Genomic DNA, 16,223 nt, shown 5'->3' with positions numbered 1-16,223 from the left:
TTGATAGGCTAGAACTGGAAGCCCGGTAACGGGTGTAGGTGACTGGTACTAATAGGCCGAGGGCTTACTTTATGAAGGTGTTACGCGTCCACTGTGCGGTATCTGAAATAACAGACACTGCAGCACACTCACCACAGTGTGATTCCTGATGAGAATTCGGGTTTCGCATTTGGGTGGGGAGCGCTGTCTAGTTTCATAGTGTTACGGCGGTTATAGCGGTGGGGAAACGCCCGGTCCCATTCCGAACCCGGAAGCTAAGGCCACCTGCGCCGATGGTACTGCACTCGACAGGGTGTGGGAGAGTAGGACACCGCCGGAACAATTTTCTCCGTGAGGCCCCCAGCATTGTGCTGGGGGCCTTTCGGCATTTCTGGGCTAAAAATTCTGCACCCAGTCGGGTGACCAGTATGCCCAACTCGTTGCCTGGGTTTAGTATTCGACTTGCTCCGTAGCGGGTGCCACGGGGTCTAGGTGGGATAGACAGGGGTTGCGGGATGGAACGACCAGCTTGGTCACCCGACGAAGTTGACATGATGAAGGCAAGTCCCGCGCGAATGTATGACGCGCTGCTGGGTGGCTCACATAACTTCGCGGTTGATCGCATGGCTGCCGAGGCCGGAACGAAGCTCGTTCCCGACCTGCCGCGCCTCGCGCTAAGTAACCGCGCGTTCTTGCGGCGTTCGGTGCGGTTCATGATCGACGCGGGCATTCGCCAGTTCCTCGATGTGGGCTCGGGCATCCCCACCGCGGGCAATGTGCACGAGATCGTGCACGAGGTCGATCCCACCGCCCGCGTCCTCTATGTCGACATCGACCCGGTCGCGGTCGCGCATTCGCGCGCGATTCTCGCGGGACGCGAAAGTGCGGGCGCACTCCAGGCAGACCTGCGTAAACCGGATGATTTGCTCGAAGCGGTCGAGGCAACGGGACTTATTGACTTCGCTCAGCCCGTCGGCCTGCTCTTGGTCGCGGTCCTACATCTGGTATCCGACGAAGACGATCCAGTCGGCAAAGTTGGCGCGCTTCGCGATGCCGTCGCGTCCGGCAGTTTCGTAGCAATCTCTCATCTTTCGTCCGAGTCGCGGCCCGAAGACGCAGGTAAACTGGGGGAGCACTCGGCCAATTCGACCCGAGTGGGTATTCAATTCCGACCCAAAGACGCCATCGTTCCGATGTTCCAGGGGTGGGATGTCGTTGAGCCCGGCGTTGTCGATCTGCCATCGTGGCGGCCCGAGTCCGAGCATGACCAACACGAGCGGCCCGGCAACTCCCTTGGTTTGGCGGGGGTGGGACGCAAACCATGAATCGGTGCTGTGCCAAGACCGGCGACGAAATCAAACAAGTGACTGACAGGGTGGATCAACAGTGGGGTCGTGGGAACTCGCGCGGCGATGGGCTGATGCCCTCGACGGCGTAGTCGCACCTACCCTCAATCGGTCGCAAATCGAAGATATGTTGGCGGCGCTTTCGCTCGGCCTCATCGACGTTGCCTTGGGCGGCGATGACGCTGATGTCGCGCGACGCACCGCCCGCATGTTGGTCGCCGCCAACTATCGCGACCCAGCCGCGGTCAGTCGGTCAGTGCGCGTCATCTGCGAGGACCTTGTCAACGATGTCGCGTCCGGTCCAGATGACCCCGCGCTGCCCGAAATTCGGCACCGCGCGATCGCGCTCGCCGCCGACTTCGCCGCTGGGTTCACCGCCGCGCTGCGCTCAGCCGCTCTCGCTGAACAGGAAGCGACATTGGCCGCGGTATTGGCCGCCGCCGAGGAATCGGAGAATCGTCGCGCGCTTTCCGAAGCGCGGTTTGAAGCGGTATTCGACGGCGCGATGGTTGGCATCGGCACGGTTGACCTCACCGGTCGGGTCCTTAATGTGAATCAGGAGATGGCGCGAATGCTCGGGCACAGCCCGGAGTCGATGCCAGGCCGGACGGTCGCCGACATTCTTGGTCCGAAGAATCTCAATCACGCTTTCGCTCAATTGCAGCGAATGGCTTCGGGCGAAATCGACAGTTTCCGCACCGAGACGACCAACATTGCCGACGACGGCGAAGTTACCTATATCGACCTATCGATGTCGGCCGTTCGCGATTCGGCAGGCGCGATGAAATTCCTCATCGGCGTCTGCGTCGACGTGACCGAACGTAAGCAGTTGGCCGACCAGCTCTGGCATGACGCCAACCACGATGCCCTGACCGAGCTACCCAATCGCGTGCAGTTGTTTAGCCGCCTTGCCACCGCACTACCCCCACTCGGTGTCTGTTACCTCGACCTCGATGGCTTCAAAGAAATCAACGACATCTGGGGACATACGGTTGGTGACCGGGTGCTGCGGATTGTCGCCGACCGAATGCGCACGATCGTCGCGAACTACGACGGCATCGCCGCGCGCATCGGTGGCGACGAATTTCTCGTGCTCGTTGAGCAATGTGCGGACGAAGCCCAGGTCGGGGCACTGGCCGCCGAACTGATGACGGGTCTAGCTGCCCCGCTCGAAGTCGACGGGCACGTGCTCGCGGTCGGTGTGAGCATCGGCGCGACGTACTGCGAAGATCCGCCCGCCGTCACCGACGAACTCCTGCATGCCGCTGATGCGGCCATGTACCGCAACAAGAACGACGCTCGCGCGCTGCGCTTGTCGCCCGGTGGCGAAAGCTCTTCTGCCTAATCCGATCTGGCGACTATGCCGCTATCCGGTAGTGTTGCCCGTCGTCACCGGGTCGCATCCGGTGCCTCTTTGCAGCTCCATCAGCAGTTCCCGATCAGTCGTGGTATCAGCTAGAGAGAGTGAGCGAATTCAATGACCGACATCGTGGTCACGAGCCTCGCGGCGACCACGTCGATAGCAGGCGACGTCGATTCGACCTGGAAGGGTCTTCTCAACGGCGAAAGCGGAATCGACGTGCTCGATGACGCGTTCATCGACGATTTCGAGCTCCCAGTACGCATCGGTGGGCATCTGAAAGTATCCCCGGCAAGCGTCCTCACCCGTGAGGAGGCGCGCAGGCTTTCTTATGTTGAGCAGATGGCGATCGCGCTCAGCCGTGAGGTGTGGCGCAACGCGGGTTCGCCCGACGTCGACCGCGACCGGCTCGGAGTGTCGGTCGGCACTGGCTTGGGCGGCGCCGAATCCCTGCTTTACGCACGCGACCGACTCACCAACGGCGGCTACCGCAAGGTGTCGCCACTGACGGTGCAGACGATGATGCCCAACGGGCCAGCGGCCTGCGTTGGCGTCGAATTGCAGGCGCGCGCTGGGGTTTACACGCCCGTTTCGGCGTGCTCGTCGGGTTCGGAAGCCATTGCCAACGCTTGGCGCATGCTGATGATGGGCGACGCCGACATGGTCGTCACCGGCGGCGTTGAGGGGTCGATTCAGGCGGTGCCGATCGCGGCGTTCACCCAAATGCGGGCCATGAGTACGCGCAATGACGACCCGAAAGCGGCGTCGCGGCCATTCGACCGTGATCGGGACGGGTTCGTCTTCGGAGAAGCGGGCGCGATGATGGTGATCGAGACCGAGGAACACGCGAAGGCGCGCGGCGCGACGATTCACGCGCGACTGCTCGGCGCTGGCGTCACTTCGGACGGATTCCATTTGGTCGCACCGGCTCCCGACGGCGCGGGTGCGGCCCGCGCGATGTCGCGGGCGATGCAGACCGGCGGGATCAGCAAGACCGACGTGACCCACATCAACGCGCACGCGACGGCCACACCGATCGGCGACACCGCGGAAGCGAACGCGATTAAGTCGGCGGTGGGCGACCACGCGTCGGTGTACGCGCCGAAGTCGGCGCTTGGGCATTCGATTGGCGCGGTGGGCGCGCTTGAGGCGGTGCTGACGGTATTGACCGTGCGCGACAGCGTCATTCCGCCCACGCTCAACCTCGACAACCAAGATCCCGAAATCGACCTTGATGTCGTGCATGGGCAAGCGCGGCACGGGCAGGTCGCCTATGCGATCAACAATTCGTTCGGGTTTGGCGGCCACAACGTCGCCCTCGCGTTTGGGCGGTACAAATGATCGGAGAGACAGTCGACGACTACCTCGACGCCGACGGCAACATTCACGTCCCGACCGACCAAACGCTGATCGAGTTTGTCGACAAGCACAGCGAGGCCAATGGCGACGAACTCGCCTACCGGTATATCGACTATTCGCGTGAATCCGATGGTGAATACATCGAACTCACCTGGCGCGAGTTCGGTGTTCGGTTGCGTGCGGTCGCAGCGCGGTTGCAGCAGGTCACCGAGCCGGGCGACCGGGTCGCGATTCTCGCGCCGCAGGGGCTCGACTATGTGGTCGCGCTGTTCGCGGCCGTGTACGCGGGCAATGTCGCGGTGCCGCTGTTCGATCCGGACGAAGCGGGCCACAGCGACCGGCTGCACGCGGTGCTCGCTGACTGCGAACCCGGATCGGTGCTTACCGTCGGTGGTTCGGCAGCCGGGGTGCGCGCGTTGTTCCGCGATCGGCCAGCCGCGCAACGGCCGCGCATTATCGCCGTCGACTCGATTCCGGATTCGGTTGGTAAAACCTGGAAACGGCCCGATATCAACGTCGACAGCATCGCGTATTTGCAGTACACGTCCGGTTCGACGCGGGTGCCCGCCGGCGTTGAGATCACGCACCGGTCGGTCGGCACCAACCTGCTGCAAATGATCGACGCCATCGGCATCACCCCCAATGCCCGTGGCGTGACCTGGCTTCCGCTGTTCCACGACATGGGGCTGCTAACGGTGATTCTGCCGACGATCGGCGGCAAGTTCATCACCATCATGTCGCCGAGCGCGTTCGTCCGGCGGCCATCGCGGTGGATCAGCGAACTCGCTGCGATTGGCGACGGTGCTGAAATCTATTCGGCCGCACCGAATTTCGCGTTTGAGCACGCCGCGGTGCGCGGCATCCCCAAAAACGCTGACTCCCTTGATCTTTCGAATGTGATCGGGCTGATTAACGGGAGTGAACCCGTTTCGGTCGCGTCGATGCGCAAGTTCAACGAGGCGTTCGCGCCGTACGGGTTGTCGAAAACGGCGATCAAACCGTGCTACGGGATGGCCGAGGCCACGCTTTTCGTTTCGGCGACCAAGCGTGACGACGAGGCGCGCGTGATCTACGTCGACCGGGCTCGGCTCAACGAAGGCAAGCTTGTTGAGGTCGACGAGCACGCGCCGACAGCCGTCGCGCAGGTGTCGTGCGGGTACGTCGCGCGGTCGCAGTGGGCAGTAATCGTCGATCCCGAAACCGGTGTTGAGCGGCCCGACGGCGAGGTCGGCGAGATCTGGCTGCACGGCGACAACATGGGCATCGGGTACTGGGGTCGCCCGCAGGAGTCGATCGACACCTTCGGCAATCTGCTGTTCGCGCGGGTGCCTGGGCACAGTCACGCCGAAGGGACGCCGACGAACGCGACGTGGATGCGAACCGGCGACTTCGGGGTCTATCACGAGGGTGAACTGTTCATCACCGGTCGCGTGAAGGACTTGGTGATCGTTGACGGGCGCAATCACTACCCGCAGGATCTTGAGTTCTCCGCCCAAGAAGCGAGCAGTGCGTTGCGGCCAGGATTCGTCGCGGCGTTTTCGGCGCGGGCCGGGCAGCTGCCGGATGTGGTGCGGACCGCGCTCGACCCCGATTCCGAGCAGTTGGTGATTGTCTCTGAGCGGGCGACTGGGGCGGCCAAGCTCGATCCCGAACCGATCGTCGACGCGGTGCGTGCCGCGATCGCGCGAAGGCACGGGGTTACGGTGCGGGATTTGCTGTTGGTTCCCGCCGGGTCGATTCCCCGCACGTCAAGCGGGAAAATCGCCCGACGGGCATGTAAGAACGCCTACCTCGACGGCAGCCTGCGTGGCGGTCACCAACAGCAGTCCTACCCCGACGCGCGAGACGCGTGACGAGGTAGGACACCTGTCGCAGGGCGGGTTAGCGCAGCGCGCTGCCCGCCTGCCAGGTCGACCACGGCACACTCCAGTCGCCGTTCTGCCAGATCTCGAGCGGCGGGCCGCCGGTGTTGCGGATGTCGACAACGTCGCCGGGCTGGGAGAAGTTGAAGAACCACTCGGCGTTGGCTCGGCTCAGGTTCAGGCAGCCGTGCGATTGGTTCGAGCTGCCCTGCGCCCAGATGGTGTCGTCGAGTTGGTGCAGGTAGATGCCGTCGGTGCTGATGCGCGTGGCCCAGCCGATGGTCTCTTTGTAGCCAAGTCGCGAGTTCACCGGCAGACCGTAGGTGGATGAGTCCATGACGACCGGGTTGGCCTTGTCCATCACCGTGTAGACGCCAGGCTGGGTCCAGAAGTGGATGGTCTTGCCCGCGATAGTCTCGGTGCCGCCTCGGCCCATCGACGTCGGCATCGACTTGATGAGCTTGCCGTTCTCGTAGACCTTCACCTGCTTGTCGTTGTCATCGACAATCGACACATGCGAGTCGCCGATGGTGATCTCGGCTTTCGTGTCTTCCTGGCCGTACATCCCGCCGCCCAGATCCTTGCCGTAGATGTTCGCGGCGAGGCTGATCTTGGTGCCCGGCTGGTAGTAGTTTTCTGGCCGCCAGTGCGCGTTGCGGTCGTCGACCCAGTACCACGAGCCGGTGACCGGCGGATTCGTCGTGACCGAAAGCTGCTTCTCCGCCGTCGCACGGTCGGGGACATCCTCATCGAAATGCGCGACAAGGATCGTGCCAACGCCGTACTTCTGCTTCGACGTCAGGTACTGCCCGCCCGTGCTGGTGAAGTACACCTTGGTCTGATTATTGGGCTTGAGCGTGCTGAACTTCGACGTGACCGGACCAACGCGACCGGTGACGGTCAGCGCCTCGGCCTTGACGGTGTAGGTGTGGCCGTAACCGAGCGGATCGGCAGGCTTCCACGCGCTCTGATCAGGCGTGAGCACGCCTTCGATCGACTTGCCCGCCTCGTTGGTCATCGTGACCGAGGTGAGCTGCCCGTCGCTCGCCGTGACGACAACCGGCGTCAACGGGTCGATCTCGGTTGCGCCTTCGGCTGGAGTGATCGAAATCGAAGGGGGCGGAGGAGCCGCCTCAGGTGCGGGGGACGGTGCGGTAGAACTACACGCGCTTATCAAGACCGCCATTCCGGCAAGTGCTGACCCGGCCCGCAGCCAACGTCGCGGCATGCGGCTCCTCCTGTTCCTTCATCTCAGCCTTGCAAGCTGAGTTCTACGTCAAGCGAAAGAGTGATTTTGTCGCTGATGACGGCTCCGCCATCAGCGAGCGGCATCTCAACTGTGATGCCGAAGTCGCGACGATTGATCGTCGCTGACGCGGTGAAACCCGCGACCGTGCCGCCGGCCATGCCGGGCCCGGTGCCGAGGAACTCGACATCGAGCGTGACCGGCTTGGTGACGCCACGAATGGTGAAATCGCCCGTGACGCTGAATTCGTTGCTCAACGCCTTGAACCCGGTTGCCTTGAATGTGGCGTTCGGGTGGGCATCAGCGTCGAAGAAGTCAGCGGTGCGCAGGTGGCCGTCACGCTGCTCGTTGTCGGTTGTGATCGATTCCACTTTGATCTCGGCAACCGCGTCCGCGCTACCGTCGGGGTGGACGACAAGATTTCCACTGAAATCGGTGAACCTACCGCGCACTTTGCTCACCATCAGATGTCGAACGGTGAACTGAAGCGTGCTGTGGGTCGGATCGATGACCCAGGTGCCTGCGGTCAAACCCTTGGTTGGTGCGGACATGGTTGGTCTCTCCTCACTCGGCGGATCGATCGCGATGCGACCGACTGACGTGAAGCGATAACGGGTCAAGACTAACCGTGCGGAAGCAGTGCCTTAGTCCTCGCTGCTGGCGCGGCCTGCCAAAAAGGCGATTAACTCGGGATCTGTTGAGGTGAATCGGTCGACTTCCTGGCCGCCCGTGCACTCGAAAAGGCCCACGGTAACGGCATGATCGGCCCGACTGAGTACCCGCCAGATCGCACCTGAATCTTGCCAACGCGCCAGTGTGTCGATCGTCATAGTCGCTCCCGGTAGTTAGCCGCGACCAAGCTCAGGCACGCGGCAGCAAGTCCTGCGGTGACTAAGTACATGGTCGCGTAGGACCAGCCGAGATGACCGTGTAGTGCCGAAAGCACAGCGGGCACACCGAAGCCGAGGTAGCTGACCGAATAGAACACCGCGTTGAGCCCAGCGAGCTCGGTTGGAGCCGCGATGCGTTCGATCTGCTGGAGGCCGGCGACCAGGCCGATGCCGTAGCCGCTGCCGAGAATAACGGCGGTGACCAGCGTGACAGGGATGCTCAACGTCGTCGCGGTGCATGCGGCGAGCACCATGCCCGTTGTGAGCAAAACCAGCGCGATTAGCGCGAGGCGCGCGGTTCCTGGTCGGTCGATGCGACGGGCGAAGGACTGGATCGTGAACCCGCACCCGAGGGTGACCATGCAAACGAGGGCGGAGAACGCGATCGGGGCCGCATGAACGCGCGGCAGCAGCAGCGTCGGCAGGACGGCGTAGGCGGTGGCGTTGGCGGTGAACAGCCACAGCGCGACCGGCACCGCGACGCGCAAAAAGCGGCGATGACCTGCGGCAGGAATGCGGAGGTCGGCGAGGAAACTGCCCCGCGCCTTCTTCGTCACGGTTTCCGGCGTGCGCAGCAGCCAACAGCCAGCCGCGACGCAGAGCGCGGCATTGAGCAGGTATGCGCTCGAATTGGGCAGCGGACCCCACTGCGCGAGCAGGCCAGCGGCGACCGCACCGAGTGCGAAACCGGCGGTCAGACTCATTGCCGAACGCTTCGCGCCCGTTCCGGGTGCGGACGTGTCGTACGGGGCCTGCGACAGTTCCTTGAGCCACGACCCGCCGACGGCCATCGCGAGCCCGAGCGCGGCACCGGAAAGCATGCGCCCGAGTGCGAGGACAAGGACGGAGTCCGCGCCCATCGCGAGGAGGAGCGAGCCAGCGGCCGCGATCAGCGGCGCGGGCAGCATGAGTTTGCGTCGACCGAACCGGTCCGACAGCGGTCCGCCGATGAGCATCGCGGGAACAATGCCGAGGACGTAGTAGAAAAGCAGCAGGTCGACGGCGGTAAGCGGCAGGCCGTTGGCCTTGTACATCACCAGCAGCGGGGTGAACTCGTTGCCGCCCCACGCGATCGCGACCATCGCCGCGCACACGGCCTGCCACGACTTCACGCGACCGCCAAGCGCGGCGGGTTTCCGCTCGGCCAACACCGTCATCGATTTCGCCTTTCACCTCGCGCGCACCGGGGCACGCACTCGGGGCGAAATGGTGGCAACCGGTCTCATTTTAGGTGGCTCACCTGCCTGTACTAGCGTCGGGGGAGTGCGTGAGCTAACGACCGGATGCGCGATGTGGACGCATCCGCAGTGGCAGCCACGCCCGGCGACGCCCGCCGATCGGCTGCGTGATTACGCGTCGCACTGCGGGGCTGTCGAGGGCAACACCACCTTTTACGCGACGCCGTCGAGTGCGACGGTGGCAACGTGGGCGGCGTCGACCGCGCCCGATTTTCGCTTTGTGCTCAAGGTGCCGAAACCGCTGTCGCATGAGCGACGGTTAGTCGACATCGAAGCTGAGTTACTGAGTTTTCTCGACACGATGTCGCCGCTTGGTTCGCGCGTGCACGCGCTCTGGCTGCAACTGCCCGCTTCGTTCGGGCCAACTGACTTGGGTGCGCTCGCACGATTTCAACGCCTGCTGCCGAGTGGGCTGCGGTGTGCGGTTGAGGTGCGTCATCCCGCGTTCTTCCGCGACGACACCGCCGCGACCCAACTAGAACGTGTGCTCGGGCGCATCGATGCCGAGTGGGTGCCCTTCGACACCACCGTGCTGTTCGACGGGCCGCCCACTGATCCGAGCGAAAACGAAGCGCGGGCGAAGAAGCCGCGCCTTCCGCGTCGAATGCGCGCGCTTGGGGAGTTTCCGATCGTGCGGTACCACGGTCGCGCGGACGACGCGCGCACCGTCGCTGGCTGGCAACCCTGGCTTGACGTTGTCGCGAACTGGTTGGTCGAAGGACGTTCGCCAACAGTGTTCATCCACACGCCCGACAACGCCGCCGCGCGTGGGCTTGCCCGGCAGTTCCATGACGAAGTACGCGCGCTCGTTCCTGAGCTGCCACCGCAGCCAACGCCGATCGACCATGCGCCAATGACGTTGTTCTAGGACAACTTCGGTCATCTGCGCTGATTCGGCACAACTTGTCAGACCCTCGTGGCATGCTGTGGCCCACCACTGGGGAGTGGATGGGCAGACCTCGAAGGGGACGAGTATGTCTGGGGAATTTGTCAGTCTTTCCGCCGCACCACATTGCGAGCCGCTCACCGAATCTGGTGGCGGCGCGCATCATCGACCGGCACGCATCGGGGCGTCCGGACACGCGATACGGCGCGTTGGTTCGTGCCGCCCAGCCGGGCTCGGACGCGTCGAAAAAGCTCGTACCGCACAGCGATTCACCGAACAGGTGTTTCGACTGTTGTTGGAAGTTGTTGATCATCGGCGGCCCGTGCAACAGTTGCGTGGGGTCGTCACCGAGCGAGTGTTTGCCGCCGTGCGCACGATGCTGTGCGAAGACCTAGTACCTGGGCGCGAGTCAGGTTCGGCCACGTTGGTTCGGGTGCGACTTACGCCGGATGGGCCCGAAGCTGCCGAAGCGTTCGCGGTATATCGGCGTGGGTTGCGCACGCTCGCGATCGCGGGTCGCGTCGAATGGTCAAGGGGCAATTGGCATCTCGTCGCGATGCGGATGTACTGACCATGCGCATCGGGGGAGGGATAGGCCCGAAAGTGATCCCCGCCGCCCAAGAAAGCGGGGATCACGACTCGCGCCGAACTGGGGGAGGATTGGGCTTAATGTTCCGACGCGAGGTGGGGCGCTGGTTCCGTCGCCGGATCAGGGCTGCGCACCGCTTGTTATTCGGAGCGATGCGCGATCGGGATCGGTTGCGACAGAACAACTTTGGTGAAAACGCGAAAGCCGCCGACGAAGTCGTCGACGGCCAGCTCAGCTCAGAGGCTGCGGGCGATGATTTCCTTCATGATCTCGTTCGTGCCCGCGTAGATCAGCTGAACGCGGTTGTCGACCCACATGCGCGCGATCGGGTACTCGTTCATGTAGCCGTAGCCACCGAAGAGCTGCAAGCAGGTGTCGGCGATCTGCATTGCCTTGTCGGTGGTCCACCACTTGGCCATCGCGACCGTGGGGATGTCGAGTTCGCCGCGGATGTGCTTCTCAACGCAGTCGTCGATAAACACGCGCGCGATGCGGGCCTCGGTCGCCACCTCGGCCAGCTTGAACTTGGTGTTCTGGAAACCAAACACCGGGCGGCCGAAGGCTTCCCGCTCCTTGGTGTAGCGCAGGGTGTGGTCGAGCGCCACTTCCATGCCAGCCACCGCGCCAAACGACACGATCAGCCGCTCCTGTGGGAGCTGCTGCATCAGCTGGATGAAGCCCTGGCCTTCCTGAGTGCCGAGCAGGTTCGTCACCGGCACGCGCACATCTTCGAAGAACAGTTCCGACGTGTCCTGGCCCTTCTGGCCGATCTTGTCGAGAATGCGGCCGCGTCGGAAACCGGGGCGGTCGGCTTCAACCAGCACCAGCGAGACGCCAGCAGCACCCGCGGTGGGGTCGGTCTTGACGACAACGATGATGAGGTCGGCCTGGGCGCCATTGGTGATGAAGGTCTTCGAGCCGTTGACCACGTACTCGTCGCCGTCGCGGATGGCCTTTGCCTTCACCGCTTGCAGGTCGGAGCCGGTGCCGGGCTCGGTCATCGCGATCGCGCCGACAACCTCGCCGCTGGCCATCTTCGGCAGCCAGTGCTGCTTCTGCTCTTCGGTGCCGTAGGCAAGGAGGTAATGCGCGACGATGCCGTTGTGCAGGCTCACGCCCCACGCGGTGTCGACAGCGCGGGCCTGTTCCTCAAGCAGAACGGCCTCGTGCGCGAACGTGCCCCCACCGCCGCCGTACTCCTCGGGAATTGACAGGCAGAGCAGGCCAACTTCGCCCGCCTTGTTCCACAGGTCGCGATCCACATGGTGCTGCTCGCGGTACTTGTCGATGTTGGGGACGAGTTCCTTGGCCATGAAGGCCCGGGCCAGGTCGCGCAGAGCGTCGAGGTCCTCATTCATCCAACTTGACCGGGGGGTAGCCATCGAGTCTCCTTAGCGGCTCGCTACAGCGCCGGTCCAGGTGTGACCGGGCGTTACAGAGACAGTGTGCACCAGTATTGGCGCGGTGACAATAGTGGATGAAGCGCTGTTGGCGGCCACACGCGGTCGCTGTTGCGCGGGGGCTTGATTGGCGCTCGATTTAGCTTGCGCGCTCGGCGAATTGAGCTGCGCGCTGCGGCGTTCCGGCGCGGAAACGAGTGAAAGCGGGGTGCGGTGTGGGGCGAAGATTATGGTCGAAAATGCGGCGGGAGAGGGGAATTGTTGCGCGTGTCGCTCGCGGCGCGCCGTAATTGGGCCTTCGGGTCTGGGCATCGGTTTCCCCCGCGACGGTGGATGGACTAAGAATGGCGTGTGCCGTTCACACGTGTGGTCACCCGTCTGCCTTCCCCGAGCTGGGTCGGTGGTGTGGCATGACCATCGATACCGGACTCACCGACGACGTTAGTCAGCTCGCTGAGCGAGTCGAACGTGCGCGTGGCCGACTGGCTTACCAGTTCGACCCCGCGCTCACCGACGCGCTTTCTGAAGACGAATTGCGGGCTGAACGTGAACTCGCGGAACGGATTCGCGAGCAGGACCGCGAGCAGCGCTGGAAGCACACCCAGGCGATGGCGGCTGCCTCGGACCGCAACAGGCAGACCACCGAAGCGATCGAGAAGGCCGATATGCGAGATCTGCTGCTCGCCCGGAAAGCGATGGCCGCACAGCGCCGCGAGTCGAGTCCGCACGCCAAGTTGGCGTCGCTGTATCGACACCGGTCGTGGTCGTTGCGTGCGCTCGCGGGCGTGGTTGGTGCCGGCATGCTGTGGTCGGCGGTCAACGTTCAGCACAACATCGCGCCGGGCGGTCCAAGTGATCCGCTGTACTGGTTCAGCTACTTGCTTGAAGCCATGATTAGCGTGTGTTTGATCATCATCATGGTCGGCACCAACAAGGTCGCCGAGTGGGGTGTGATCGACAACCGCAGGCAGGTCGCGCTTGCCGAAGTTGCGCTGCTTGGGCTCACCGTCACCTTGAATACTTACCCCTACCTGCGGGATATGCGGATTTACGATGCCGCTGTGCACGCGGTCGCGCCGGTGATGATCGGTGTCGCGCTGCTGATTCACGATGCGGCGAGCGCGCGCTACGGTCTCGCGATTACCCGCGCGACAAGTCAGGTGCGCGACCTACCTGATCCGTCCGAGAACCTGCTCAAGGGCCAGTCGGGCGACAACGTTCGCTTGGCTTACACGCCGCCGATGCCGTCGAACATTCGCGCCGAAGCGGTGCAGCTTGAGCCGTTGTTGCCGCTGCCCGAGCCGCCGCGCGAGCCCGCGTGGACGCCAGCCGAGCCCCCAACCGGCGCGCGATCAACGGAGAAGCGCAAGCGGTTTGGGATCGGCAAGCCGTCGTCAAGCGAGAAGGCCACCGCGAAGAAGACGGTCACGTCAGCGCCTGTTGTTGAAGCTGTGAAGGCCGAGCCGACCAAGGTCGAGCCGGTGAAGGCCCCCGACCCGGTCCCTGCCGCGCGCAAGAGCGCGATTTCCGACATCGAGGCGCGCGTCGAAAAGGCGTTCGCCGAAGCCAATTTCGGCTACGAGGCCATCGAGCCGACATCGATTTACGACACGGGCCAGTTCCGCATCGCCGAGAGCCTGGAACAGGAACTCAACGAAATGCGCGAGGCCCGTCGCCAGGCCCGCAGGGAGCGGGCTGGCTCGTAGGCGCGACGGCCTGCTACTTCTTCGTCGCGAAGAACGCTTTCGCTGACGAGGTGAACGTGGTGTCGTCCTCAACGACGATCTTGCCGCCGCCGATCTGATCGGTGGGAACCGAGAAGCACACGTTGCCCGTCGCTGTCGCGTCGGGATAGAGCTCGCTCACGTCGTCGAGCGGCTCGGGAATCACGCCGCAACTGTCGTCGTAGGTGCTGTAGGTGTTGCCCTTCGACCCAAGGAATTTGTAGTCGAGGTCGAGCCACGGCGACGCGGTGTCGTCGCCAACGTATTGCGCCGTCGTGTTGATGATGACGAACTGGTTGCCCGCCTTGGGCGGGTCGTTGAACTGGTTCTCAGCCAGCACCGTCGCTGTCGCGTTCGGGTTGACGCTGACGATGCTCACCTTCCACGCTTTGCCGACCGCGAAGGTGTCGCCGAGCGGGACGGGCTTGTCCTTCGATCCCAGTTTGCCGCCGTTTTGCACGAGCTGGATCTCGCCAACCGAAGAACTCACTGACTGCGTCGCCGTAACGTCGAGCGCCGCGTGCGCCTGAACTAACGCAAAGGTCGCGCCAACCGCGGCCACCATAACCAATCGCCCTTTCATGAACTGTCCTAACCGAGCAGGCGCGGACGCGGCGCGCTCCATTTGGTAGTCGCGCGAGGTCCCCTGCGTGCGGAAACGGGCGCGGTCACGGCCGTCGCGAGTGGGCTGACGCGTCGTTCCAGCCGCACACGGCCAAGCAGCAGCCGCTGGCGGTCTGCCGCCTCAATGGTTGCGCCGGACCAGCAATCCTGACGTCCACGCAACGGTCAAAGTATCCTCCGCGAACGGTGGCAAAGACCGTTCGCGCAGGTCAATCGTTATGTTGGTGTCGACTAACCCAGTAGGCCGCCGAACATTCCGCCGCTGTGGCCGGCCTGGGTGCCGCCGCCGGTGCCGCCGATGAAGCCGCCCGGGGGGAGTTCGGATGGTTGGACGATCACGAAACCTCGGCCGGTGAACGACAGTGTTGTGCCTTCGCCGGTGCTTCGGCCCATGAGGCGGCCGAGGCCGAAGGAGTCGTTGCGTTTGATGCCGGTCTGCAAGCTCGACGACCATGCCACCGCCGCCTGCGGATCGGCGAAAGTTGGCTGGTCGACGTTCATCACCACCGGGGTGCCGTGCGTGGTGATAGCGATGCGGCCGCGTCCGGTGAACACGCAGTTGAACAGACCAGCGTTCGATGAATAGCCCGCCGCGCCCTGCACTCGGCCGATGTCGTAGCGCAGGCTGGAGTCGAAGGCGAGGACGTTCGAGCCGTTGATGGTGAGGCCGTCGGTGCCGTCCAGGTCGATGATGTGCACGTCAGCGGCACTATTGGCGAGGAAGAGGTCGCCGCGGCCGGTGACCTTCATCAGGGGAACGCCTTCGCCGGTGAGGTGCTGCTGGATCGCGCGACCGATGCCGCCGGAACCGAGCGCCTGGAACTGCAGGTCGCCCTGGTAGGCGACCATCGAGCCAGCACGGGCCATGACCTCACCATTGAGCCCAACCTTGACCATCTTGCCGCCCTGCTTCTGAATGCCCTGGCCGTTGACCTCGGCATGCGCCGGGTCGAAGAGGTCGCTGTGCACGGGTTGAGCTCCTTGCTGAGGTGAGAAACCGGGGTGATTCGGGGCTGACGGGTAGCCGCCAGGTTGAGGCTGATTGGGTGCTGCGTTGCCGCCCGAATGTCCGGGCTGGTTCGGTGCCGCGGCGTACCCACCAGCGGGGGCCGACGCGGGCTCCGGGTCGTCCAGGTTCACGCCGTAAGCCGTTGCGATTCCGGCCAATCCGTTGTCGTAACCCTGACCGATCGCGCGGACCTTCCAGTCACCCCCTCGGCGGTAAATCTCGACACACACAACGCCAGCTTCGGTGGTCAGCCCAGAAACAGGGAACGTCAGGGTCCCGGACGGTCCGCTAATCGTCGCGGTCAACGAACCAACCGACGCGAAAGTCGTTGGACCCCTGCCATCTAGGCTCGCGGTGACAACAACGCGGTCGATGTCAGCGGGAACAGCGGCAGTGCGCACGTCGACGACGTCGGGGCCGCCGTTGCCGTGCCGGTACACCACGCCGGGCGCGCTCGGTTGGTTGAAGAAGACGAAGTCGGTGTCGGCGCGCACCTTCCCCGATGCGGTGATGAGCAGCGCTGACACGTCGACGGGCGCGGAACAGGCGACGGTGACGCTGAGGTCGGGCCCGGGTGCGGGGCGGTTTTCGCCCGGTGCGAGCACGGTCATGATGAAGTCGAAGGCAGACAATTCACGCCTTCGATACTGCCGGGCCGCCCGACCGCGCGCCACCGCCGCGACGTCCGGCATCGAAAAGAACTTACCGATG

The 16,223-nt window shown here is 63.9% G+C and carries 14 protein-coding genes and 1 rRNA gene; 8 read left to right on the top strand and 7 right to left on the bottom strand.

Annotated elements, in window-relative coordinates; all coding sequences use genetic code 11:
* Positions 1-202: 202 nt before the first annotated feature.
* The 5 genes from rrf (at position 203) to fadD32 (ending at position 5,897) form a co-directional block, all read left to right on the top strand.
* Positions 203-319, top strand: a 5S ribosomal RNA gene (rrf, locus tag IEX78_RS21065).
* Between the two features lie 175 nt (positions 320-494).
* A complete protein-coding gene (locus IEX78_RS21060) occupies positions 495-1,304 on the top strand; it encodes an SAM-dependent methyltransferase (RefSeq protein WP_188830733.1) in 810 nt (269 codons plus the stop codon).
* Positions 1,305-1,365: 61 nt separating this feature from the next.
* Positions 1,366-2,670, top strand: coding sequence for a diguanylate cyclase domain-containing protein (locus IEX78_RS21055; protein WP_188830732.1), 1,305 nt, complete (start codon positions 1,366-1,368; stop codon positions 2,668-2,670).
* A gap of 132 nt (positions 2,671-2,802) precedes the next feature.
* The gene (locus IEX78_RS21050) at positions 2,803-4,026 is read left to right on the top strand and encodes a KasA/KasB family beta-ketoacyl-ACP synthase (RefSeq protein ID WP_188830731.1); all 1,224 of its coding nucleotides are present in this window, start codon (positions 2,803-2,805) and stop codon (positions 4,024-4,026) included.
* Positions 4,023-5,897: a long-chain-fatty-acid--AMP ligase FadD32 gene (gene fadD32, locus IEX78_RS21045; RefSeq protein ID WP_188830730.1), complete on the top strand. Its 1,875-nt coding sequence runs from the start codon at positions 4,023-4,025 to the stop codon at positions 5,895-5,897. The genes IEX78_RS21050 and fadD32 overlap by 4 nt, the downstream gene beginning before the upstream one ends.
* Before the next feature lie 28 nt (positions 5,898-5,925).
* Here the strand turns inward: fadD32 and IEX78_RS21040 are convergent, their stop codons facing one another.
* The 4 genes from IEX78_RS21040 to IEX78_RS21025 form a co-directional block, all read right to left on the bottom strand.
* Entirely contained in the window at positions 5,926-7,134 is a 1,209-nt protein-coding gene (locus IEX78_RS21040; protein ID WP_188830729.1) for a L,D-transpeptidase, read from the bottom strand.
* 23 nt (positions 7,135-7,157) lie between these two features.
* Complete coding sequence (locus IEX78_RS21035; RefSeq protein WP_188830728.1) at positions 7,158-7,703, bottom strand: YceI family protein; 546 nt, start codon at positions 7,701-7,703, stop codon at positions 7,158-7,160.
* A gap of 93 nt (positions 7,704-7,796) precedes the next feature.
* Positions 7,797-7,982 (bottom strand): hypothetical protein, encoded by a 186-nt coding sequence (locus tag IEX78_RS21030; RefSeq protein WP_188830727.1) that lies wholly within the window; start codon positions 7,980-7,982, stop codon positions 7,797-7,799.
* Entirely contained in the window at positions 7,979-9,199 is a 1,221-nt protein-coding gene (locus IEX78_RS21025; protein ID WP_188830726.1) for an MFS transporter, read from the bottom strand. The genes IEX78_RS21030 and IEX78_RS21025 overlap by 4 nt, the downstream gene beginning before the upstream one ends.
* A 106-nt stretch (positions 9,200-9,305) precedes the next feature.
* On the opposite strand from IEX78_RS21025, the gene IEX78_RS21020 reads away from it, so the two are divergent.
* Together IEX78_RS21020 and IEX78_RS24420 are read left to right on the top strand one after the other, a co-directional pair.
* Positions 9,306-10,148, top strand: coding sequence for a DUF72 domain-containing protein (locus IEX78_RS21020; RefSeq protein WP_229684162.1), 843 nt, complete (start codon positions 9,306-9,308; stop codon positions 10,146-10,148).
* 106 nt (positions 10,149-10,254) lie between these two features.
* Positions 10,255-10,737, top strand: coding sequence for an Rv3235 family protein (locus tag IEX78_RS24420; protein WP_229684161.1), 483 nt, complete (start codon positions 10,255-10,257; stop codon positions 10,735-10,737).
* Between the two features lie 254 nt (positions 10,738-10,991).
* Here IEX78_RS24420 and IEX78_RS21010 read toward each other — a convergent pair whose 3' ends face one another.
* A complete protein-coding gene (locus IEX78_RS21010; RefSeq protein WP_188830725.1) occupies positions 10,992-12,137 on the bottom strand; it encodes an acyl-CoA dehydrogenase family protein in 1,146 nt (381 codons plus the stop codon).
* 428 nt (positions 12,138-12,565) lie between these two features.
* Here IEX78_RS21010 and IEX78_RS21005 point away from each other — a divergent pair, with 428 nt between their 5' ends.
* Entirely contained in the window at positions 12,566-13,861 is a 1,296-nt protein-coding gene (locus tag IEX78_RS21005; protein ID WP_188830724.1) for a hypothetical protein, read from the top strand.
* A 13-nt stretch (positions 13,862-13,874) separates the two neighbouring features.
* Here IEX78_RS21005 and IEX78_RS21000 read toward each other — a convergent pair whose 3' ends face one another.
* Together IEX78_RS21000 and IEX78_RS20995 are read right to left on the bottom strand one after the other, a co-directional pair.
* Complete coding sequence (locus IEX78_RS21000; protein ID WP_188830723.1) at positions 13,875-14,462, bottom strand: DUF4352 domain-containing protein; 588 nt, start codon at positions 14,460-14,462, stop codon at positions 13,875-13,877.
* 272 nt (positions 14,463-14,734) lie between these two features.
* The gene (locus IEX78_RS20995; RefSeq protein ID WP_188830780.1) at positions 14,735-16,123 is read right to left on the bottom strand and encodes an AIM24 family protein; all 1,389 of its coding nucleotides are present in this window, start codon (positions 16,121-16,123) and stop codon (positions 14,735-14,737) included.
* Positions 16,124-16,223: the final 100 nt, after the last annotated feature.

Origin of the sequence: Nocardia camponoti, from assembly GCF_014646135.1 — a bacterium.
GTDB classification, from domain to species: Bacteria; Actinomycetota; Actinomycetes; order Mycobacteriales; family Mycobacteriaceae; genus Nocardia; species Nocardia camponoti.
The sequence above is the reverse complement of the archived record's forward strand: the minus strand, read 5'-3'. Positions and strand labels throughout refer to the sequence as shown.